Source organism: Parabacteroides sp. (assembly GCF_977054455.1).
This window is the reverse complement of the sequence record NZ_CDRTCT010000012.1, coordinates 91313-112841: the sequence shown is the minus strand read 5'-3', so window position 1 is coordinate 112841 and position 21529 is coordinate 91313. Positions and strand designations below refer to the sequence as shown.

General features: G+C 48.2%; 22 protein-coding genes. 15 read left to right on the top strand and 7 right to left on the bottom strand.

The annotated features are described in order from the left end of the window. The first annotated feature begins 58 nt into the window (after nucleotides 1-58). Complete coding sequence (locus ACW6QF_RS07900) at nucleotides 59-1087, top strand: FAD:protein FMN transferase (RefSeq protein WP_456087396.1); 1029 nt, start codon at nucleotides 59-61, stop codon at nucleotides 1085-1087. 10 nt (nucleotides 1088-1097) lie between these two features. After that, nucleotides 1098-1478 carry a hypothetical protein gene (locus tag ACW6QF_RS07895; protein WP_456087395.1) on the top strand — a complete coding sequence of 127 codons (381 nt, stop codon included), beginning with the start codon at nucleotides 1098-1100 and terminating at the stop codon, nucleotides 1476-1478. On the opposite strand, the gene ACW6QF_RS07890 is transcribed toward ACW6QF_RS07895, so the two are convergent. From ACW6QF_RS07890 to ACW6QF_RS07870, 5 genes are all read right to left on the bottom strand, one after another. Further along, nucleotides 1475-3859: a TIM-barrel domain-containing protein gene (locus ACW6QF_RS07890; protein WP_456087394.1), complete on the bottom strand. Its 2385-nt coding sequence runs from the start codon at nucleotides 3857-3859 to the stop codon at nucleotides 1475-1477. The two genes, ACW6QF_RS07895 and ACW6QF_RS07890, sit on opposite strands and share 4 nt — an antisense overlap. Nucleotides 3860-3950: 91 nt before the next feature. Then, on the bottom strand, nucleotides 3951-4541 hold the full coding sequence (locus ACW6QF_RS07885; protein ID WP_298548837.1) for a Maf-like protein: 591 nt from the start codon (nucleotides 4539-4541) through the stop codon (nucleotides 3951-3953). A gap of 23 nt (nucleotides 4542-4564) precedes the next feature. Then, nucleotides 4565-5086: a KdsC family phosphatase gene (locus tag ACW6QF_RS07880; protein WP_298548839.1), complete on the bottom strand. Its 522-nt coding sequence runs from the start codon at nucleotides 5084-5086 to the stop codon at nucleotides 4565-4567. Continuing rightward, the gene (locus ACW6QF_RS07875; RefSeq protein ID WP_456087393.1) at nucleotides 5079-5846 is read right to left on the bottom strand and encodes a Rossmann-like and DUF2520 domain-containing protein; all 768 of its coding nucleotides are present in this window, start codon (nucleotides 5844-5846) and stop codon (nucleotides 5079-5081) included. The genes ACW6QF_RS07880 and ACW6QF_RS07875 overlap by 8 nt, the downstream gene beginning before the upstream one ends. After that, the gene (locus tag ACW6QF_RS07870; protein WP_456087392.1) at nucleotides 5843-6403 is read right to left on the bottom strand and encodes a nitroreductase family protein; all 561 of its coding nucleotides are present in this window, start codon (nucleotides 6401-6403) and stop codon (nucleotides 5843-5845) included. Before ACW6QF_RS07870 ends, ACW6QF_RS07875 begins: the two co-directional genes overlap by 4 nt. 228 nt (nucleotides 6404-6631) lie before the next feature. Here ACW6QF_RS07870 and ACW6QF_RS07865 point away from each other — a divergent pair, with 228 nt between their 5' ends. From ACW6QF_RS07865 to ACW6QF_RS07840, 6 genes are all read left to right on the top strand, one after another. Then, nucleotides 6632-9037, top strand: coding sequence for a TonB-dependent receptor (locus ACW6QF_RS07865; RefSeq protein ID WP_456087391.1), 2406 nt, complete (start codon nucleotides 6632-6634; stop codon nucleotides 9035-9037). A gap of 144 nt (nucleotides 9038-9181) precedes the next feature. After that, nucleotides 9182-9589: a methylmalonyl-CoA epimerase gene (mce, locus tag ACW6QF_RS07860; protein ID WP_022322820.1), complete on the top strand. Its 408-nt coding sequence runs from the start codon at nucleotides 9182-9184 to the stop codon at nucleotides 9587-9589. A 97-nt stretch (nucleotides 9590-9686) separates the two neighbouring features. Next, entirely contained in the window at nucleotides 9687-11240 is a 1554-nt protein-coding gene (locus tag ACW6QF_RS07855) for an acyl-CoA carboxylase subunit beta (RefSeq protein ID WP_298554990.1), read from the top strand. Nucleotides 11241-11261: 21 nt separating this feature from the next. Next, nucleotides 11262-12149, top strand: a complete 888-nt coding sequence (locus tag ACW6QF_RS07850) for an OadG family transporter subunit (RefSeq protein ID WP_456087390.1) — start codon at nucleotides 11262-11264, stop codon at nucleotides 12147-12149. A 22-nt stretch (nucleotides 12150-12171) separates the two neighbouring features. Further along, nucleotides 12172-12603: a biotin/lipoyl-containing protein gene (locus ACW6QF_RS07845; RefSeq protein WP_298554985.1), complete on the top strand. Its 432-nt coding sequence runs from the start codon at nucleotides 12172-12174 to the stop codon at nucleotides 12601-12603. Nucleotides 12604-12607: 4 nt separating this feature from the next. Beyond that, nucleotides 12608-13804, top strand: coding sequence for a sodium ion-translocating decarboxylase subunit beta (locus ACW6QF_RS07840; RefSeq protein ID WP_298554982.1), 1197 nt, complete (start codon nucleotides 12608-12610; stop codon nucleotides 13802-13804). 67 nt (nucleotides 13805-13871) lie between these two features. On the opposite strand, the gene ACW6QF_RS07835 is transcribed toward ACW6QF_RS07840, so the two are convergent. Together ACW6QF_RS07835 and tsaB are read right to left on the bottom strand one after the other, a co-directional pair. Further along, nucleotides 13872-14018: a hypothetical protein gene (locus ACW6QF_RS07835; protein ID WP_298554979.1), complete on the bottom strand. Its 147-nt coding sequence runs from the start codon at nucleotides 14016-14018 to the stop codon at nucleotides 13872-13874. 64 nt (nucleotides 14019-14082) lie between these two features. Beyond that, on the bottom strand, nucleotides 14083-14787 hold the full coding sequence (gene tsaB / locus ACW6QF_RS07830; protein WP_456087389.1) for a tRNA (adenosine(37)-N6)-threonylcarbamoyltransferase complex dimerization subunit type 1 TsaB: 705 nt from the start codon (nucleotides 14785-14787) through the stop codon (nucleotides 14083-14085). Nucleotides 14788-15064: 277 nt separating this feature from the next. Here tsaB and ACW6QF_RS07825 point away from each other — a divergent pair, with 277 nt between their 5' ends. From ACW6QF_RS07825 to ACW6QF_RS07795, 7 genes are all read left to right on the top strand, one after another. Beyond that, entirely contained in the window at nucleotides 15065-15937 is an 873-nt protein-coding gene (locus ACW6QF_RS07825) for a YicC/YloC family endoribonuclease (protein WP_298554973.1), read from the top strand. Between the two features lie 9 nt (nucleotides 15938-15946). Next, nucleotides 15947-16516, top strand: coding sequence for a guanylate kinase (gene gmk, locus ACW6QF_RS07820; RefSeq protein WP_456087388.1), 570 nt, complete (start codon nucleotides 15947-15949; stop codon nucleotides 16514-16516). Then, nucleotides 16513-16686 (top strand): hypothetical protein, encoded by a 174-nt coding sequence (locus tag ACW6QF_RS07815; protein WP_298554967.1) that lies wholly within the window; start codon nucleotides 16513-16515, stop codon nucleotides 16684-16686. Before gmk ends, ACW6QF_RS07815 begins: the two co-directional genes overlap by 4 nt. Next, entirely contained in the window at nucleotides 16671-17282 is a 612-nt protein-coding gene (nadD, locus tag ACW6QF_RS07810; protein ID WP_456087387.1) for a nicotinate (nicotinamide) nucleotide adenylyltransferase, read from the top strand. The genes ACW6QF_RS07815 and nadD overlap by 16 nt, the downstream gene beginning before the upstream one ends. Nucleotides 17283-17372: 90 nt before the next feature. Beyond that, nucleotides 17373-19103, top strand: coding sequence for a lysine--tRNA ligase (gene lysS, locus ACW6QF_RS07805; protein ID WP_456087386.1), 1731 nt, complete (start codon nucleotides 17373-17375; stop codon nucleotides 19101-19103). A gap of 13 nt (nucleotides 19104-19116) precedes the next feature. After that, nucleotides 19117-20112 carry an NAD(P)H-dependent glycerol-3-phosphate dehydrogenase gene (locus ACW6QF_RS07800; RefSeq protein WP_456087385.1) on the top strand — a complete coding sequence of 332 codons (996 nt, stop codon included), beginning with the start codon at nucleotides 19117-19119 and terminating at the stop codon, nucleotides 20110-20112. A gap of 10 nt (nucleotides 20113-20122) precedes the next feature. Further along, on the top strand, nucleotides 20123-21466 hold the full coding sequence (locus tag ACW6QF_RS07795; protein WP_298554954.1) for a glucose-6-phosphate isomerase: 1344 nt from the start codon (nucleotides 20123-20125) through the stop codon (nucleotides 21464-21466). Nucleotides 21467-21529 lie beyond the last annotated feature (63 nt).

The following is a 21529-nucleotide window of genomic DNA, read 5'->3' as shown; positions in this document are numbered from 1 at the left end:
AAATAAATTTGTCTCTGCATTCGATTTGCATTATCTTTGTGGCCTAAACGACAAAAAGATGCATAAAAAAGTTTACTTACTGGCTATACTGGGGATTCTGTCCTTCGTTTCCTGCAAAGACAAAAAACAATATTACGAAGAAAGTGGCACCGTGTTTCATACCCTATACACGATCAAATATGAGGCGCCCCATATTTTAACGGATAAAATCGACGCCGAACTGCAAAAGTTCAACCTGTCCCTGAATCCCTTCAACCCCAATTCGATCATCGCGAAAGTGAATAATAACGAATCGGTGGAAGCAGACGAATGGTTTACGGAGGTATTCGACAAGGCGATGGAAGTCTCCCGCAATTCGGATGGTGTTTTCGATATCACTTGCGCCCCTTTAGTCAATCTCTGGGGATTCGGCTTCAGCAAGAAAGACAGTGTGACACCTGCCATGATCGACAGCCTCAAAACTTTTGTAGGCTACCGGAAAGTCCATCTGGAAGGCAAGAAAGTCGTGAAAGACGATCCCCGCCTGCTCCTGAACTGCTCCGCCATGGCCAAAGGATACTCTTGCGACGTGATTGCCCGCCTGCTTGAAAAGGAAGGGGTGGAGAACTATATGATTTTGATAGGCGGCGAAGTGGTGGTAAAAGGTGTCAACCAGAACGGCGTATGCTGGCGCACCGGCATCAACCTCCCCGAAGAAGATCCGGACGGCACCAAAAACAATTATGACGAAATCGTCCAGCTATGCAAAAAGGGAGCGATCGCCACTTCCGGCAATTACCGCAACTTTTACATCAAAGACGGTAAGAAATATGCCCATACGATCGATCCCCGTACCGGTTATCCTGCCGAACAGAGCGTTTTGAGCGCCACAATCGTGGCAGACGACTGCATGACAGCCGATGCCTACGCCACCGCATTTATGGCAATGGGACTGACAAAAGCCCGGCAAATGGCTGATTCCTTACCAGAGATCGAATACTATGTGATATATGCCGACGAGAACGGGAAGCACCAGATTGAATACTCGAAAGGGATGCTCCAATATCTGCCTAAACGGAAAACAATGATAAGCTCGGATAATTCCTGATTGATTAAATATGATAAGAAACGTCCTGGACCAGTTTGAGTGTAAAATAGGAAAAGCAGGCGAGATTTTATGTAATACGGATGACACCGGCAATGTCTTATTGTTCGTCTCTTCCGGAAAGTTGGTGATCTATAACAGGGACCAGATGCCGGTTGCCGATGTGGACGAAGGGCATTTTGTATTACTGCCTGCCGAAAAATCATTTTTTGCAACGGCCGTCACATCAACACGGCTCATACTCATGCATGCCGGTCCGCTTTCCGAAATGATAACAGACGACCCGGAATGGAATCCGGATCGTCCTGTGGTACTTCCTATTTGCCCGTCTTTAGCCAAAACCTTATACCTGATCGAATATTATCAAAATGAAGAGCGGAACGAACTGAACTAACGGAGCGTGGCTTTCACCAGTTCGTTATTTTCCTGGTGCAAACTGACGCGCACCTTGTGATCGTCGCCATACAGCCAGTCCGTTACCGGGATATCGTTGACCAGCACTTCCGACGGGCGTTGCGGGGCGTCGATCTCCAATTCGTATGTCCGCGCTTTGCACATGCCGTCATATGCTCCTTCCACCGGGAAGACAGTGAACTCGACCTTCCGTCCGCTCTGCTTGCATTCGAAACGGGTGGCGGCAATCGCTCCGTTTTCATAATGATAGGTTTTACCGTCATCTTCATACATCGTATAGGAAGAGATATCTTTGGGGAATACTTTCACCATCAGGGTGTCCAACGGTTTCTCCCCGATGAATTGCATATCTTTCTGGAACGGTATGATCGCTCCTTCGCGAACGAACAGCAGCCCTGCACGGTTATCGGGTATCGCATGTCTGATTTCTTTTCCGCCGGCCAGCTTCTCGCCTGTCCAAAAGTCAAACCAGTTTCCTTTCGGCAAGTAGATCGAATCACTGAAGATACCGACCAGAAAACTCTGGCCGAACATATACTGGTAGACCATATCATCCGTCTTGTGGTCATCAGGGAACATCAAAGGCATGGAGCGCACGATCGGCATACCCGTCTGTGCTCCCTCCAGTGCGGCCGAATAGATATAGGGCATCAGCGCATAACGCAACTTGACATACTCCCGGTACATCTTCTTCTCCTTTTCCGGAAAATAGAACGGCTGGTGCAGGGAATACCAGCTATTGATCTGTACCCACGGCAGAAAAAGGCCGAAATGCAGGCTTTGCAACTCCTCGTCCTTGTTGACATTCATCACGTCGCAGGAGGTATTGAGGAAGCCGCTCATGCCGAGGTTCAACTGGTCGAACAATGCCGTACGCCCTCCTCCGTTGTCGCCGCTGGTGGACGCGCTCCAATGCTGCGTCCCTGCCCAACCGGCGGTATAATGATGCCAGGAACGGAGTCCGGTGTGTCCACGCATCATCTTATACATCTGCTTCGGCAGAAGGACCTGGTTCAGGTTGTGCATCTCCTTGTCGGTATGTCCGTTGTAATACTTGAAATTCGGATGTTCGTCTATCGTACGTGCGGGGTCCATCTTGAAACCGTCCACGCCATTGTCCACGAAGTTCTTCAGATGATCCATCCAATACTCCTGCCCGGAAAGAGGCTTCCCCATCGCCTTTGCCAACGCATCCTCCTCCGGAACGCTCAGATCATACTCGATGCAGAGCCAAAGTCCCATGTGATAGCCCATCCCATGCAGGCGGCCGATCAGCAAACGGTGGTTTTCTTTCTTCGGATAGCGGGTGGAATCCCAATAAGCCTCAGCCGAAAACTTCCGGTAGTTCCATTTCTTCTTGGTCGAGAAATCATAGCGTTTCTCCATCCATTGCGGTTCGAGCCAGAAAAGGTCGCAAGGGACACCCATCTCACGAAAACGCACGGCATCATTAAGGATGTCGAACTGGTCTTCCAGCATATTCGGGCCGAAACACAACCCGTATGCATATTTCGGCAACAGGTAAGGCCGACCGGTAATAGCCGTATAATCGTTGATCACATCGGGCATCGAATTGCCGAACATCAGGTAGAAATCCGTCTCGTCCGTCGTATTATAGATAGAGAAAACATCCGGCTGGTAGTTGCCGATATCGAAGAAGTTCTTCCGCGTCGTGTTATTGAAGATACCCCAGTTTTCGGAACTGATCATAAAAGGCATCGGGATCTCGGTGTGCTGGTAAGTGGTCCACATGCGCAACAGTTCGCCCCGATGTTGGATATGGTCGCGGCTGGTACTGCCGCCGCCATAGAAACGCTCGCCGTCTTTCAGCGAGATCGAGAGGATACTGGTGTTCTTGTAATCGCCGGTTTCAGCCTGGTCTTTCATGCTTCCCGGATTTTTGTCGTCGCCGATGATCGTACCGTTGTTGGGGACTTTCATGTCCTTGTATCTGGCATTGATCACTTCCCCCAGATCGGCACACAGCGGATTGGCAGAGGTGAGAAAGACTGCTTTCTCGATAACCACCCGCCCTTTCCGGTCGGAGACGGATATGGCGCCGGTCTTTTTATCGATTTTCAGCCGATAGGCGCCGGTCGAGACTTCAAACTGCTGTTTGTTGTCTTTCCGGGAGACCTGAACCGGCTCCCAATCCGTTTTAATAATCCCGTAACGTTGCATCAACGACTCGGAAAAGGTTGAACGAGGGGTGACCCGAATCCGGAATATTCCATCCGTACAGACTTCCACATTCATGTTCAGCCCGTTCTGCAAACGGACATCGAAGGATTGTTTCTCTCCTGCCGCAAATACGGATTGCAGGAAAAACAGGCATGCAAGCAAATAGTAGATCTTTTTCATGATACTTAAAAGTTAATACCACAAAAATAGGGACTTCCTATCGGCCTTACCTTCAATAAATCACCTTAAAACTTAGAATTTTGTCCAATCTTCAGAACTTCTTCAACTCCTGGTAAAGCAGCCTGACCGGCAACCCCATCACGTTATAGAAACTGCCGTTGATAGCCTCGACCGCCACATAACCGATCCATTCCTGTATGCCGTAGCTGCCGGCTTTGTCGAACGGGCGGTACTTATCGACATAGTAGACGATCTCCTCCTCATCCAGACCGGCAAAACTAACGGCCGACGAAGCGGAGAAGGAAACCGTTTTCTCCTTTGTCGTAATGCAAACGCCGGTAATCACCTCGTGTACGCGTCCGGACAGTTTCCGAAGCATCGCGATGGCATCCTCGCGACCTTTCGGTTTTCCTAAGATTTCACTGAAGGTCCACACGATCGTATCGGCCGTGATCAGCAGCTCGTCTGCCGACATGGAAGGGATGTAGGCTTCCGCCTTTTTCCCGGCGATATAGACCGGCACCTCATCCGGCCGCAGCGTTTCGGGAAAGGATTCGTCTATACCGGGGATCGTCTGTACTTCAAAATCGATATCCAGCCCCGCCAGCAATTCGCGCCGCCGGGGAGAATTGGAGCCTAATACGATCTTATATCGGCTCAGGTTGGGGAGTATGTTTTTCATCGTTTTATTTTATCAGTCGGTTTCTACCAGCCGAAAGCCTCGTCACCCATCCAGTGGCCTTGGGCTTTCATGGTTTGTTCGATTACATCGCGGGCAACGCCGGCTCCCCCGTCTTTGTGGGAGATATATTTGGCGATACGCTTGATCTCAGGAGCCGCATCAGCGGGTGCTACAGGCAGGCCGACCATTGTCATCACTTCGTAGTCGGGGATATCGTCTCCGGCATACATGACCTCTTCGGGCTGCAAACCGGTCTTTTGCAAGAAATCCAGGTAGTCATGGACTTTTACGGCGCTTCTCATATAGATATGGGTAATGCCGAGACGCGAAAAGCGGATCTGTACCGCTTCCGTATAGCCCCCGGTGATGATGGCAACGTGATAGCCTTTCTTGACGGCGAGCTGCAAGGCATAGCCGTCTTTTATATTGACAGTACGCATAGGATCGCCGTTCGGGTGCAACGGGATTACATCACAGGACAAAACGCCGTCTACATCAAAAACGAACGCCTTTATCTTACTCAGATCATAATTGATACTACTCATGTTGTGCCTCCTTATGTATGCTTTGGCTGATCAGCCGGTAGATCGACCGCATATCGGGATCGCCCAGCATAGCCAGATGTTTATTGATCACATTCTCATCGTACCGGATAGCCGGACCGGTCTGCGCCTCCCTTGGCGGCATCGTGTGTATCTTGGCAGCCGTCTCGTCGATAAGCGGCAGCAAGACATCGGCCGGTATATCCTGTTCCTGCAATAATTTAACAGCCAACGCATAAATATGGTTGGTGAAATTGCAGGCAAAGACAGCCGCCAGATGCAAACTTTTACGTTTTTCGGAAGACAGGAAACGGACATTTCCCGAAAACTTCTCCGCCAGCTGTTGCAACTTGCCGGCATTTCCGGGCGTGTTCGCTTCGAGGAAAAAAGGAATGACACTGAAGTCCACCTCGCGTGTTTTGCTGAATGTCTGCATCGGGTACATGACTCCGTAGTTGGCGGCATATCCGCTGAAAACGTCCATCGGCATGCTGCCTGCCGTATGCACCCACAAGCCGTCGTTCGGCCTTATACGGGCAATCACATCCGCCAAAACCGTATCTTTGAGCGAAAAGACATACAGGTCGGCATCCGTCCCGACAGCTTCGGGGTCGGTCGTCCAGGGACAGCCCAACCGGACGGCAAGCTGCTGCGCGTTTTTCGGCGTATGGCTATACACCTGCCCGATCCGCATCCCTTTGCGGTGCATTTCGAGTGACAGGCGCGTTGCCAGGTTTCCGGAACCTAAAAAGATGATTTTCATGCTTCCTCCTGTTGGTTTTCGGTTGGCATGCGGAAAGTTCCGAGATGAACCTTTTCCCATTGGAGGTGCGATTCGTCAAAAGGCTTACGTTCCTGGTCCTTATACCCAAAACCGATAATGGACAGGACTTCCAGCTGGTAAGGCACGTCGAGCAGGCCACGCACATACTGGGCGGCATCCGCATCGTCTTCCGTCTGCCGATTGCGAATCTGGCACCAGCAGCTTCCCAATCCCAAATCCTCGGCCTGCAATTGCATATAGATGGAAGCAATCGAAGCATCTTCCACCCAAACATCACTTTCCATCACATTCGCCAGCACGACGACGGCCAAGGCGCAATCTTTCAGGAAAGCGGCTCCCGCCGGTTTGCATGCCGACAACTTGGCCAGCATCTCCTTGTCCTCCACGACAACAAACTGCCAGGGATTTTTCCGTTTGGACGCCGGTGCCATAAGAGCGGCTTTCAAGATCATTTCCACCTGATCGGGATTCAGTAACTGGTCCGTGAACTTACGGGTACTTCTTCTGCTTTTTATTAATGTTGCGAAACTTTCCATGTATATTTTACTTTTATTGATTACGATAGAAGAGACAAAGATAATTATTTAACAGATAATGAACGATTGTCCTGAAATAAAATGTATCATTCCCTAATACATAATTGATTATTGCCCCGCTACCCGGTACAGAACAGCCCGGTGCTTATTATTTTTGCCAGTTAAACAGATCATGGAGAAAATAAATCTTTGTTTCTCCCGTTAATAAACCTATAACGACAATAGATCATGAAGATTCGTACGATAGCTACGCTACTATTTATATTACTTTCGATACCTGCTTTCGGACAGGGACGTGCCAAAATCAGCGGTTACATCCGCGATGCGGACGGCAATCCGCTGGATCTGGTCAACATCCGGGTCAAGAACACGTTAAACGGGGCGATGAGCAATGAAAAAGGCCACTATTCGTTGTCGGTTGCGACCGGCGACTCGGTAACGCTTATCTATTCATGCCTGGGCTACAACAAGGCCGAGCGGATCATCCCGCAGGTAACCAAAGATATGCGGCTCAACGTGCAAATGAACTACACCTCGATCGAACTGGGCGAAGTGACGGCCACCGCCATCCGCAAACAAACGACCACCCTCGAAACCCTGAATGCCGACCGCGTCAAGCTGCTTCCCGACCCTGCCGGAGGAAGTATCGAAAGCCTGGTCGTCACCTTTGCGGGCGTTACTTCCAATAACGAATTAAGTTCGCAATACTCCGTACGCGGCGGCAGCTATGACGAAAACATCGTATATGTGAACGGACTGGAAGTGTTCCGTCCGCTGCTCATCCGTTCCGGGCAACAGGAAGGGCTGAGTTTTATCAATCCGGACATGACGGAAGCCGTCAACTTTTCCGCCGGCGGGTTTGAAGCCCGTTACGGAGACAAGATGAGTTCCGTGTTGGATATCACCTACAAGAAATCGAAAGGATTCGAAGGTTCGGCCTCCGCCAGCCTGCTGGGGGCCAATGCTTACGTGGGAAGTTCTTCCGGAAAGTTCACACAGGTGACCGGTTTCCGCTACAAAACGGGGCGTTCCCTCTTGAAAACGACCGATACGGATGCCGAATACGATCCGAACTTTATTGACTTGCAGACTTATATGACATACCGGTTTGCCCCGAAATGGGAGATCAACTTCCTCGGTAACCTGGCCATAAACAATTATAAATTCATTCCCCATACCCGTGAAACATCCTTCGGTACAGCAGCCAACGCTAAAAAATTCAAAGTATTCATGAACGGGCAGGAACGGGATAAATTCGAAACGCTATTCGGTGCGCTTACCTTAAAGCACAACCTGAACGAGAACACCGAACTCGGCTTGCAAGCATCCGCTTTTACCAGCAAAGAAGAGGAAGGATATGATATTGCCGGCGATTACTGGCTGGGAGATGCGGCCGAAGAAGGCGGAGGGGAAATACAGAATTTGTCCATAGCACGCTATAACGAACACGCCCGCAACCGCTTGCACTCCAACATCATGAATATCGGACATTATGGCATCGCCCGCCTGAAAAACAACACGTTGAAATGGGGCGCCACCGTCCAGATGGAAAAGATCAACGACAAGATCAGCGAATGGGAAAAGCGCGACTCAGCCGGATACTCGCTGCCACAAGGGGGCGGGAATGTCAACGTGATCGCAAACCTGTTCTCGGACAACAAACTGGAAAGCACACGCATTTCCGGCTATTTGCAGGATGTATTCAAGTTCCGTACCAAACAAGGTCTGTTCACGCTGGTCGGCGGTGTACGCGGCAGTTACTGGAGCTATAACAAAGAGTTTATATTCAGCCCGCGTGCTTCACTCGGCTTCATTCCGAACTTCGACCAGAACCTGACCTTCCGCCTGGCTTCCGGCCTATATTACCAGTCTCCTTTCTATAAGGAATTGCGTACGACCGTACAGGATGAACATGGCAACAGTATCATACGACTGAATAAAGACCTGAAATCGCAACGTTCCATCCATGTCATCGCAGGTGGCGATTATACCTTCCGGGCATCCGGCAGGAATTTCAAAGTCAGTGCCGATATGTATTATAAAAAGCTGGATAACCTGAACCCTTATACGGTAGATAATGTCAAAATCCGCTATTACGGTGAGAACTGCGCACAAGGTCATGCAATGGGCCTTGATGTCAAATTCTTCGGCGAATTTGTGCCGGGCACGGACTCCTGGATCAGTTTCTCCCTGATGAAAGCGGAGCAAAGCATCCGGGGCAGCGAATATGTGCCGATGCCTAACAGCCAGGGTTATAACGTTTCGCTCTTTTTCCAGGATTATTTTCCCGGCTACAAGCGCGTCAAACTGAATCTGAAAGGCGTACTGTCCGGCGGCCTTCCCGTCACAGCCCCGCGTACAGGCTACGAGGACGGCTATTTCCGTACTCCGACCTACAAACGTGTGGACCTCGGTTTCTCTTACCAGCTTGCCGGAGGGACGGATGCGATCATGGACCGCGGATTCTTCCGCAATCTCAAGAACATTTGGCTCGGACTCGACATTTTCAACCTGTTCGACATAAAGAACACAAGTTCCTATTATTGGATAACCAACATAGACAACCACCAGTACGCAATCCCGAACTACCTGACCGGACGGCAGTTGAATGTTCGCCTTATCGTTGATTTTTAGCCGTATGATTTTAAAAATATGCTTTTTAAACATATCCGAATCATGCTGATAAATATTAACGAATTATTTCACTATTCATAAAAAGAGTGTACCTTTGCCCACATAGAACAAAAAACAATATTAAATTACTAAATTATTATTGACATGGAACTTACACATATCGAACATTTGGGTATCGCAGTGAAGAGCATCGAAGCTTGTCTGCCGTATTATGAAGAAGTTTTAGGATTGAAATGCTACAACATCGAAGAAGTTGCAGATCAGAAAGTAAAAACAGCATTCTTTAAAGTCGGTCAGACTAAGATCGAGTTGCTGGAACCGACAAGCGAAGATAGCACAATCGCTAAATTTATCGAAAAGAAAGGTGAAGGTATCCACCACATTGCATTTGCTGTTCCCGACGTACAGGCAGCATTGGACGAAGCAGAATCAAAAGGTGTCAAACTGATCGACAAAGCTCCGCGCGGAGGCGCAGAAGGCTTGAACATTGCATTCCTTCACCCGAAATCGACTTGCAGCGTTCTGACTGAGCTTTGCATGCCGGGAAAATAAAGTACGGGCGGTTCGCGAACCGCACCAACAATTAAATATTCATTTCTAACAAGTACGGGCGGTTCGCGAACCGCTCCGACAACAAATCTATAGTACAATGAGTAACCAACTTGAAAAAGTAAAGGAGCTTATCGCCCTTCGCGAAACAGCTCGTTTAGGTGGTGGAGAAAAAAGAATTGAATCTCAGCACAAGAAAGGCAAATACACAGCACGCGAACGTATTGCCATGTTGCTGGATGAAGGAAGTTTTGAAGAATTCGATATGTTCGTACAACACCGTTGTACAAACTTCGGTATTGAAAAAACTAAGTTTCTGGGCGACGGTATCGTAACAGGTTACGGTACGATCGACGGACGCCTGGTATATATTTATGCTCAGGATTTCACCGTATTCGGTGGTGCTTTGTCTGAAGCATTGGCCATGAAGATCTGTAAAGTTATGGATCAGGCAATGAAGATGGGCGCTCCTGTCATCGGTTTGAACGACTCAGGTGGTGCACGTATCCAGGAAGGCGTTAATGCTTTGGCCGGTTATGCGGAAATCTTCCAGCGCAATATCCTGGCTTCCGGTGTTATTCCCCAGATTTCCGGTATCTTCGGCCCGTGTGCCGGCGGTGCGGTCTACTCTCCTGCCCTGACAGACTTCAATATCATGACCCGCGGAACAAGCTATATGTTCCTGACCGGTCCGAAAGTAGTAAAAACAGTAACAGGTGAAGATGTTACACAGGAACAGTTAGGTGGTGCAAGCGTACACACGACCAAATCTGGTGTGGCTCACTTCGCAGTCGATACGGAAGAAGACGGTTTGCAGTTGATCCGTAAATTGATCAGCTTCCTGCCACAGAACAACTTAGAAGAAACTCCGCTGATCGAATGTAAAGATCCGATCGACCGTCTGGACGATAACCTGAACGACATCATCCCTGATAATCCCAACCAGGCTTACGATATGTACGACGTAATCGGAACCATCATCGATAATGGGGAATTCCTGGAAGTACATGCCGATTATGCCAAGAACATTATCGTCGGTTTTGCCCGTTTCAACGGCCAGACAGTCGGTATCGTAGCCAACCAGCCGAAAGTAATGGCAGGCTGTCTGGACAGCAACGCTTCCCGCAAGGCAGGCCGTTTCGTCCGCTTCTGCGATGCGTTCAACATCCCTCTGGTTACATTGGTAGACGTTCCGGGATTCTTGCCGGGTACAGGCCAGGAATATAACGGTGTAATCCTGCACGGTGCAAAATTGCTTTACGCTTACGGAGAAGCTACAGTGCCCAAAGTAACCGTAACATTGCGTAAGTCTTACGGTGGCGCTTACTGTGTGATGAGTTCCAAACACCTGCGCGGCGATATGAACTACGCATGGCCGACAGCCGAAATCGCAGTTATGGGCCCGAGCGGCGCCGTAGAAGTCATCTTCGCAAAAGAAGTGGCTGCCGCAGAAGATCCGAAAGCTTGCGCAGCTGAAAAAGAAGCCGAATACAAAAAAGCATTTGCAAATCCGTACAATGCAGCTCAATACGGCTATATCGACGATGTTATCGAACCGCGTAACACCCGTTTCCGTATCATTCGTGCTTTACAACAGTTGCAGACTAAGAAGTTAAGCAATCCTGCCAAGAAACATGACAATCTGCCTCTATAATTCTTAAAACAGGAAATGAATATGATGAATAAGAAAATAGGGGTATTGCTGCTGTTCGCGTTGCTCGTTTCATTCGGGGCAAAAGCACAGCGTGCAACCTCCATGCGAATAAATGAAGTGCTGGTCGTCAATGAGGATAACTTCATTGATGATTACGGCAAACGCCACGCTTGGATCGAATTGTTCAACAATTCGGCAGGTTCGGTCAATATTGCCGGTTGTTACTTGACTAACGACAAGAGCAACCCGAAAAAATATCCGATTCCGAAGGGCGACGTTCTGACAGTCATCCCTCCCCGCCAGCACACTTTGTTCTGGGCGGACGGAGAACCTAATCGAGGTACATTCCATGTTAATTTCACTCTTGACCCATCAAAAGAAAATTACATCGCATTGTATGATGCAGACGGTAAAACTCTGATCGATGAGATTGTTGTTCCGGCTTCACAAAAAGCGGATGTCAGCTATGGCAGAACGTTAGACGGACAAGGTGAATGGACAACTTTAACAAAAGTTACCCCCAGCACCAATAACGTGACATTAGACTCTAACGAGAAGATTGAAAACTTTAAGAAAAATGACTCCTGGGGTATCGGTATGACCCTGACTGCCATGGCAGTTGTGTTTTCCGGATTATTCCTGTTGTTCATTATCTTTAAGCAAATCGGTAAATTCTCAATCGCTGCCAGCAAACGCAATGCACGGAAAGCTGCCGGAGCTGCTGTCGTTGCAGACAATGCAGGTCAGGAATCCGGAGAAATCTTTGCTGCCATCGGCGCTGCCCTGTATGAAATGAGCGACGATAACCACGACATCGAACATACGGTTCTTACGATCCGCAAGGTTCAAAGATCTTATTCTCCGTGGAGTTCCAAGATTTACGGTTTACGTGAAGTTCCCAAAAAGTAATTATCTCTAAAAACAAACAAGAATGAAAAGTTTTAAATATACTATTAACGGTAACGTATATAAAGTACATATCAACTCGGTAGTAGATGATATTGCTGAATTAGAAGTAAACGGCACTCCCTACCATGTTAAGATGGAGAAACCGGCAAAAAAACAGATGGTTACATTGAAACGCCCGGCTCAGGCTCCGACAACGGCAAGCGGCGAACCGGTTATTTCACGTCCGGTTGCCTCAACGACCAAAGGCGCTGTCAAATCTCCGCTGCCCGGCGTAATCCTGCAGGTTAACTGCAAAGTCGGCGATGCAGTCAAGAGAGGCCAGAATCTGCTTGTCCTCGAAGCCATGAAGATGGAAAATAACATCAACGCCGACCGTGACGGCAAGATCATTGAAATAAAAGTAAACAAAGGGGATTCCGTACTGGAAGGTGCTGACCTCGTCGTAATAGGATAATATTATGTTAGGATCAGTATTATTACAGGCTGCAGGTGCGGCTCACGAAAGTTTTCTCCAGTTCCTGGGAGAAAACCTGGAGTTGTTCCTCACGTATACAGGAGTCTACAACGCGACACCGGGTCATATCATCATGATCCTCATCGGTCTGTTGTTTATCTTCCTGGCCATTAAATATGAATTCGAGCCTATGCTCCTTATCCCTATCGGTTTCGGTATCCTGATCGGTAACATTCCGTTCAAGGATGCAGGATTGCAGGTAGGTATTTACGAACAAGGTTCCGTACTGAACATCCTCTACCAGGGTGTAACCTCCGGATGGTATCCGCCGTTGATCTTCCTCGGTATCGGAGCTATGACCGACTTCTCCGCCTTGATCTCCAACCCTAAATTGATGTTGATCGGTGCGGCTGCCCAATTCGGTATCTTCGGTGCATATATCATTGCCCTCCAGATGGGATTCGAACCGAACCAGGCCGGTGCTATCGGTATTATCGGTGGTGCCGACGGCCCGACGGCGATCTTCCTTTCTTCCAAACTGGCCCCGAACCTGATGGGTGCTATTGCGGTATCGGCCTACTCTTATATGGCGTTGGTTCCTATTATCCAACCGCCGTTCATGCGTTTGCTGACTACTCAGAAAGAACGTCTGATCCGTATGAAACCGCCGAGAGCTGTTTCTTCTACGGAAAAGATCGTATTCCCGATCGTAGGTTTGTTGCTGACTTGCTTCCTGGTTCCTTCCGGTCTGCCTCTGTTGGGTATGCTGTTCTTCGGAAACCTGTTGAAAGAAAGTGGCGTGACACGCCGTTTGGCAGAAACAGCCCGTGGTCCGCTGATCGATACGATCACGATCCTGTTAGGTATCACCGTAGGAGCTTCCACTCAGGCAACTCAGTTCCTGACACTGAACTCCATCAAGATCTTCGGTTTGGGTGCTTTGTCATTCGTGATTGCAACTTGCGCAGGTATCCTGTTCGTCAAGTTCTTCAACCTGTTCCTGAAAGAAGGCAATAAGATCAATCCGCTTATCGGTAACTCCGGTGTATCTGCCGTACCCGACTCTGCCCGTATCTCTCAGAATGTAGGTCTGGAATATGATCCGACCAACTACCTGTTGATGCACGCCATGGGTCCGAACGTAGCAGGTGTAATCGGTTCTGCCGTAGCAGCCGGTATCTTGTTGGGATTCTTAGGATAATCGACTTATTCTACACAAAAATCCTCCGCATCGCCTTGATACGGAGGATTTTTTATATCCGGTTTTATCAGATATTCTGCTCGATGGTCATCGGATCTGTCTCAGGATTTGCCTCCTGTTCCAATGTTGTTCCCAAAAACAACCAGATCATCAACAGGATAATCGCGATCACCACTCCGAAGATCAGCAGTACATTCGTATTCTTTCGTCTCATGTCTATTCTTCAATATTGATTTGAAGATAAAACAAGACGAACCCTTTTTTGGTTCAACCGTTTCCTACTTTTGGTTTCCCAACACCTTATTCTTCGCTATCGTCGCCTGAAACTCTTTCAGGTAGAACGGTTCGAAATAGGCCGTATCTTCGAATCGACCGGCGGCAAAGGCTTGCTCGGCAAGCGGGACCATGTTGACGGCAAGCGGATGGATGTCCTCTATAAAAATGGCATTCGGGGAAGTGATGACGGACTTGCATTTGGCAGCACCGTTACCGAAGAAACAGATTTTGCCTTTTTCCAGATAAGGAGAATAGGTATCGGCTTCCACTATATCGGCCGTTGTCTCACGGACAAGTTTCAAAGAAGAGTCATAAATTGCGGCATAGACTTCCATCCGGCGGGCATCCAGCATGGCGCAATACAGACAACCGGTAGCTGCCTTATCTTGCCTGATAACAGTAGCGGCCATTATATCTAATGTATGAATACCGATCAGAGGAATACCGAAACCGAAGCAGAGACCTTTAGCGACTGACACTCCGATACGCAAGCCGGTATAGGAACCGGGACCGCTGCTGACCGCAACGGCATCCAGCTTTCCCCCCTTCTCTTTCAATACGGAAAGGGCTTCTTCGACAAATACGCCTAACAAGGCTGCATGCGAAGGACCGTCGAAGGAGGCCTTCTCAAAAAGAACTTCACCGTCCATAGACAACGCTACAGAACAAACGGAAGTCGATGTTTCGATACTTAATATACAGGACATAATTAATTGCCAATCTTGATTACGGATGCAAAAGTATAAAACATAACTGTAATCGCATGATCAAAATCGATTTTATTAAGACCGACAAACCCCTAATGGCGGAATATGCCTCCTAACCCATAGCTTTAGAAGGTGTAAAGCTATGGGTTAGGAGGCATAAAGCTATGGGTTAAGATCCGTCTGAAATACGGGAAGCCCGACTTTTTCCAATAATTGTCAATTGCCAATTGCCTATTGTCAATTGATTAACTATCTTTGCAATCTAATTTTTAGAACAATGATACAATCAATGACAGGATTCGGTAAGGTTACATCCGAACTCCCTTCTAAAAAAGTAACCGTAGAAATAAAGGCTCTGAACAGCAAGCAACTGGATTTGTCTACCCGCATTCCTTCCATCTACAAAGAAAAAGAAATGCAAATACGAAGTTTGTTACTCCAGTCGCTTGAACGTGGAAAAGTCGAATTTAATATATTCATCGAGTATATTGGCAAAGACATGCCTACACAGATCAACCAGGCTGCGGTGGAAAATTACTATACCCAGATCAAAGATATCGCCGACAAACTGAATATATCGGTCCCCTCCGACTGGTTTCAGACATTGCTCCGCATGCCGGACGTGATCAAGACAGAAGCCCAGGAAGTAAACGAAGAAGAATGGGACGTGGTTGAGAAAGCGATCAAAGAGGCCATCAAGCACCTCTGCGATTTCCGTATTCAGGAAGGAGCGATGTTGCAAAAGCTATTCGAACAGAAAATCGACAATATAGCCCGCCTGCTTTCGGAAGTCGAACTATACGAGAAGGAACGGATCGAAAAGATCAAAACCCGTATCATGGACAACCTCGAAAAGATTGCCGGACAGGATTACGACAAGAACCGTTTCGAGCAGGAAATGATCTATTACATCGAAAAGCTGGACGTGAACGAAGAAAAGAACCGCTTGGACAATCATCTGAAATATTTCATCAGCACGATGGAAAGCGGACACGGACAAGGCAAAAAGCTCGGTTTCATCGCCCAGGAAATGGGACGTGAGATCAACACGCTCGGCTCGAAAAGCAACCATGCCGAAATGCAAAAGATCGTCGTGCAGATGAAAGACGAACTGGAACAGATCAAGGAACAAGTATTAAACGTATTATAAGACAGATCTATGGCTGGCAAACTGATCATATTCTCCGCACCGTCAGGTTCGGGCAAATCCACTATCATCAATTTCCTGCTGAAGCAGAACCTGAACCTGCATTTCTCTATCTCGGCAACCAGCCGGGCCCCGCGCGGGACGGAAAAAAACGGTGTGGAATATTATTTCCTTACGCCGGATGAATTCCGTACCCGTATAGCAGCAGGTGATTTTTTAGAATACGAAGAAGTATATACCGACAAATATTACGGCACGCTGAAAAGCGAAGTAGAAAGAAGGCTGAATAACGGCGATAACGTGATATTCGATGTCGATGTCGTTGGCGGTTGCAACATCAAAAAGTTTTATGGCGACCGTGCCCTGTCGGTCTTTATCCAACCTCCCTCTATCGAAGACCTGCGCGAACGTCTGGAAGGACGCGGAACAGATGCCCCGGAAGTAATCGAAAGCCGCATAGCAAAAGCTGAGTTCGAATTGGGTTTTGCCGGCAAGTTTGATGTAATCGTAGTAAACGACAAGTTGGAAGCAGCACAAGAAGAAGCCTTAAATGTGATAAAAGAGTTTCTTGAAAAATCATGAATAACAAGAGATTATCCAAAAAGTGGTTATGCACGTTCATTATAATAGCAATCGCCGCTCTTGCCACCTGCGTCGTCGGTCTGTATAATAAAGAATACATTATCGCAATCGGTACGGGGTTGGTATTTGGCGCACAAGTCTTCAACATCATCAAGTGGAAACGAAACTAACACGGCAGACGGAAGGAAAACGGAAAACCGGCATCTATTCCGGTTCCTTCAACCCGGTTCACATCGGCCACCTGGCATTAGCCAACTGGCTGTGTGAATTCACGGAGCTGGATGAATTATGGTTCCTGATCACCCCCCACAATCCGCTAAAAGAAAAGGAGGCACTCATGGATGACCGGCTCCGCTATGAGCTGGTGAAGAAATCCATTGCCGGCTATCCCAAATTCCATGCCAGCGATTTTGAGTTTTCCCTGCCTCAACCGACCTATACCATCAACACGCTCCGGGCATTGGAAGAACGCTATCCGGACCGTGAATTTTACTTCATCATGGGGGCGGATAACTGGAAATATATCACCCGGTGGGTAGAGTACGAAGCCATCATTTCCAAATACCCGATCTTCATTTATCCGCGCAAAGGGTTTGATGTTGAAATCCCTCCTCAATATCCCCATATAAAAATGGCAGACGCCCCTTTGATCGAAATATCCTCAACCTTTATACGCGAAGCATTCGAGGCCGGAAAAGATGTCCGTTTCTTCCTGCCCGAAGCCATACGTAACCTGCCTTTCCCATTACAAAACAATACCCTTTAAGAACATAAAGCGTAAAGTCACATACGTTTTTAGGCAATAAGTAAGAAAAGTTTTGTACTTTTGCGCCGTATTATACAAAATAATAGCGTAATGAATCTATTAGAACTGAGTGAACAGGAAATCATAAGACGTAACAGCATGGAGCAGTTGCGCCAGATGGGGATAGAGCCTTATCCCGCAGCTGAGTATGTAACGAACGCATTTTCCAAAGAGATAAAAGAGAATTTTAAAGACGATGCAGAGCCTCGTCCCGTAAGTATTGCCGGCCGTATCATGAGCCGCCGTATCATGGGAAAGGCCTCCTTCATGGAATTGCAGGATTCGGAAGGAAGAATACAGGTTTACATCTCTCGTGATGATATTTGCCCGGAAGAAAACAAAGATCTGTATAACATCGTTTTCAAGAAATTGCTGGATATCGGCGACTTTGTCGGAATCAAAGGTTTCGTATTCCGTACGCAAATGGGTGAAATTTCCGTCCATGCACAAGAAATAACGGTATTATCCAAATCACTCAAGCCGCTACCGGTTGTCAAATACAAAGACGGTGTGGCATACGATGGATTCAACGACCCGGAATTGCGTTACCGCCAACGCTATGTCGACCTGGTGGTCAATGACGGAGTAAAAGATATTTTCATGAAGCGTGCGGCGGTCATCAAAACCATGCGTGCCGCTTTGGACGAAGCCGGATATACGGAAGTAGAAACTCCGATCCTGCAATCCATTCCCGGAGGGGCAAGCGCACGTCCGTTCATCACGCACCATAACTCACTCGATATCGGCCTCTATCTGCGCATCGCAACCGAGCTCTATCTGAAACGATTGATCGTCGGAGGTTTCGAAGGTGTTTACGAAATCGGCAAGAACTTCCGCAACGAAGGCATGGACCGTACGCACAATCCGGAATTCACCTGCATGGAGCTTTACGTCCAATATAAGGACTACAACTGGATGATGAGCTTCACCGAGCAATTGTTGGAGCGTATCTGCATCGCGGTCAACGGCACGAGCGAAAGCGTAGTCGAAGGCAAAACCATCAACTTCAAAGCCCCTTACCGCCGTCTGCCGATCCTGGATGCCATCAAGGAAAAGACCGGTTACGACCTGAACGGCAAAAGCGAAGACGAGATACGCGCGATTTGCAAGGAATTGAACCTCGAAATCGACGAGACAATGGGCAAAGGCAAACTGATCGACGAAATCTTCGGCGAATTTTGCGAAGGCACGTTTATCCAGCCGACTTTCATCATCGACTATCCGGTCGAGATGAGCCCGCTGACCAAGATGCACCGAAGCAAACCGGGATTGACAGAACGTTTCGAACTGATGGTCAACGGAAAAGAATTGGCAAATGCCTATAGCGAGCTAAACGATCCGATCGACCAGGAAGAACGCTTCAAAGAGCAATTGCGCCTGAGCGAAAAGGGGGACGACGAAGCGATGTTCATCGACCAAGACTTCTTACGCGCCTTGCAATTCGGTATGCCTCCGACGTCCGGTATCGGTATCGGCATCGACCGCCTGGTGATGTTGATGACAGGTCAGACGACCATCCAGGAAGTGTTGCTCTTCCCGCAGATGCGCCCGGAAAAGACCGTTAAGAAAGATGGGGCTGATAAATACGCGGCATTGGGCATCGATGAAGCATGGGTTCCCGCTTTGCAAAAAGCCGGATATATTACAATCGACACGCTGGCCGATGTCAATCCCAACAAGTTGAGACAGGAGCTATGCGAAATGAATAAGAAATACAAACTGGAATTGCAAAACCCCTCTGCCGAAGAAGTGGAGGCATGGATTGCCAACGCAACCAAATAAATAGAATAATACTATGAAATTGCCCGGAAAAATTGCAATAATGGGAGGTGGTAGCTGGGCTACCGCCTTGGCCAAGATTGTACTTTCTACACAAGATAGTATTAACTGGTATATGCGTCGGCCCGACCAAGTGGAAGAGTTTTTGTCGTTGGGACATAACCCCAGCTACCTGTCCGCCGTCAAATTCGATACTGACAAAATCAAATTCTACACGGATATCAACGAAGTAATCAACGATTCCGACACCTTGATTTTCGCCACCCCGTCTCCTTTCCTAAAGCAGCATTTAATGAAGGTGACGACCTCCATGCAAGACAAATTCATCATTTCGGCCATCAAGGGGATCGTGCCGGACGAGAACATGCTCGTAGCCGACTACTTTGCCGAATACTACAATGTCCCGATCGACAATATCGCCGTTATCGGTGGCCCGTGCCATGCCGAAGAGATCGCGCTCGAACGGTTGTCCTACATCACATTGGCCTGTCCGAACATCGAGAACGCAAGAGCCTTCTCTTCCGTATTCAAGAACCAGTATCTGAACAACTCCTGTTGCAAGGATGTTACAGGTATTGAATATGCTTCCGTATTGAAAAACGTATATGCCATCGTCGCAGGTATTTGCCACGGTATGAAATACGGAGACAACTTTTTAGCTGTTTTCATCTGTAACGCCATCGAAGAGATGCGTAACTTCCTCGACGCCGTACACGGATTGGAACGGGACGTGACAGATTCGGTTTATCTCGGAGACCTCCTGGTAACCGCCTATTCCCGCTTCAGCCGTAACCGTACGTTCGGAACCATGATCGGGAAAGGTTATTCCGTCAAAATAGCCCAGCTTGAAATGGAAATGATTGCCGAGGGATATTACGGGACAAAGTGTATCCGTGAGATAAACGAAAAATATAAAGTAAACATGCCGATCCTGGATACTTTATATAGTATTCTATACGAAAAGAAATCGCCGACTACCGCGATACGGCAGTTGACTGAAACATTTAAATAATAATGTAAATATGAAGAACATCAGTCTTAACATTGACAAAGCACTGGGTACCGTAACGAAAGAACAAGTGTACGCTCAGGCTTCAAAGGCTAACGAATGTAATGCCACTTTACAAAATGGAAATGGAGCAGGTAACGACTTTTTAGGTTGGTTGCACCTCCCCTCTTCTATTACAGATGCCGAATTGACAGACATCGAAAATACGGCAAACGTACTTCGTTCCAAATGTGAAGTGGTTGTCGCCATCGGTATCGGCGGTAGCTATCTGGGAACAAAAGCAGTGGTAGAAGCCTTGAACAACAGCTTCGACTGGTTACATACGGACCGTAAGAACCCGGTTCTGGTATATGCCGGACACAATATCGGTGAAGATTACCTGTATGAACTTTGCGAAATCCTGAAAGGCAAACAGTTCGGTCTGATCAATATATCCAAATCCGGTACGACTACCGAACCGGCTCTGGCTTTCCGCATGCTGAAAAAGCAATTGGAAGACGCCGTCGGCAAAGAAGAAGCCAAACACCGCATCGTCGCCATCACGGATGCCAAAAGAGGCGCCCTGCGCACACTGGCTGACCAGGAAGGCTACAAGACATTCATTATCCCCGACAACGTCGGCGGTCGGTTCTCCGTACTGACTCCGGTCGGTTTGTTGCCTATCGCCGTTGCCGGTATCAGCATCCGCGATCTGGTTGCTGGAGCCGTTTCGATGGAAAAAGCAACAGACGTAAGCGTTCCTTTTGCCGAAAACATGGCAGAAATCTATGCCGCTACACGCAACGAATTATATAAGAGCGGCAAGAAGGTCGAAATCCTCGCTAACTTCCACCCGAAACTCCACTACATCGCTGAATGGTGGAAACAACTGTACGGTGAAAGCGAAGGCAAGGACGGTAAGGGCATTTTCCCGGCTTCCGTCGACCTGACAACCGACCTGCACTCTATGGGCCAGTGGATCCAGGATGGAGAACGTACGATATTCGAAACCGTCATTTCTGTTGAAGAACCGACTCACAAGATGCTTGTCCCGACGGACGAGGCGAACTTGGACGGTCTGAACTTCCTCGCAGGCAAACGTGTGGACGAAGTGAACAAGATGGCAGAACTGGGTACTCAGTTGGCCCACGTAGACGGTGGCGTCCCCAATCTGAAAATCACCATGCCGGAAGTAAGCCCTTACTACATCGGCCAGTTGTTCTACTTCTTCGAAAGAGCCTGCGGTATCAGCGGTTACATGTTAGGTGTAAACCCGTTCGACCAGCCGGGTGTAGAAGCCTATAAAAAGAACATGTTCGCCCTGCTGAACAAACCGGGTTACGAAAAGGAAAGCGAAGCGATCCGCGCACGGTTGTAATCAGCAATCACACAACATAAAATAATTTTTTCAGGCACGGTCCTTTCAAAAGAATCGTGCCTG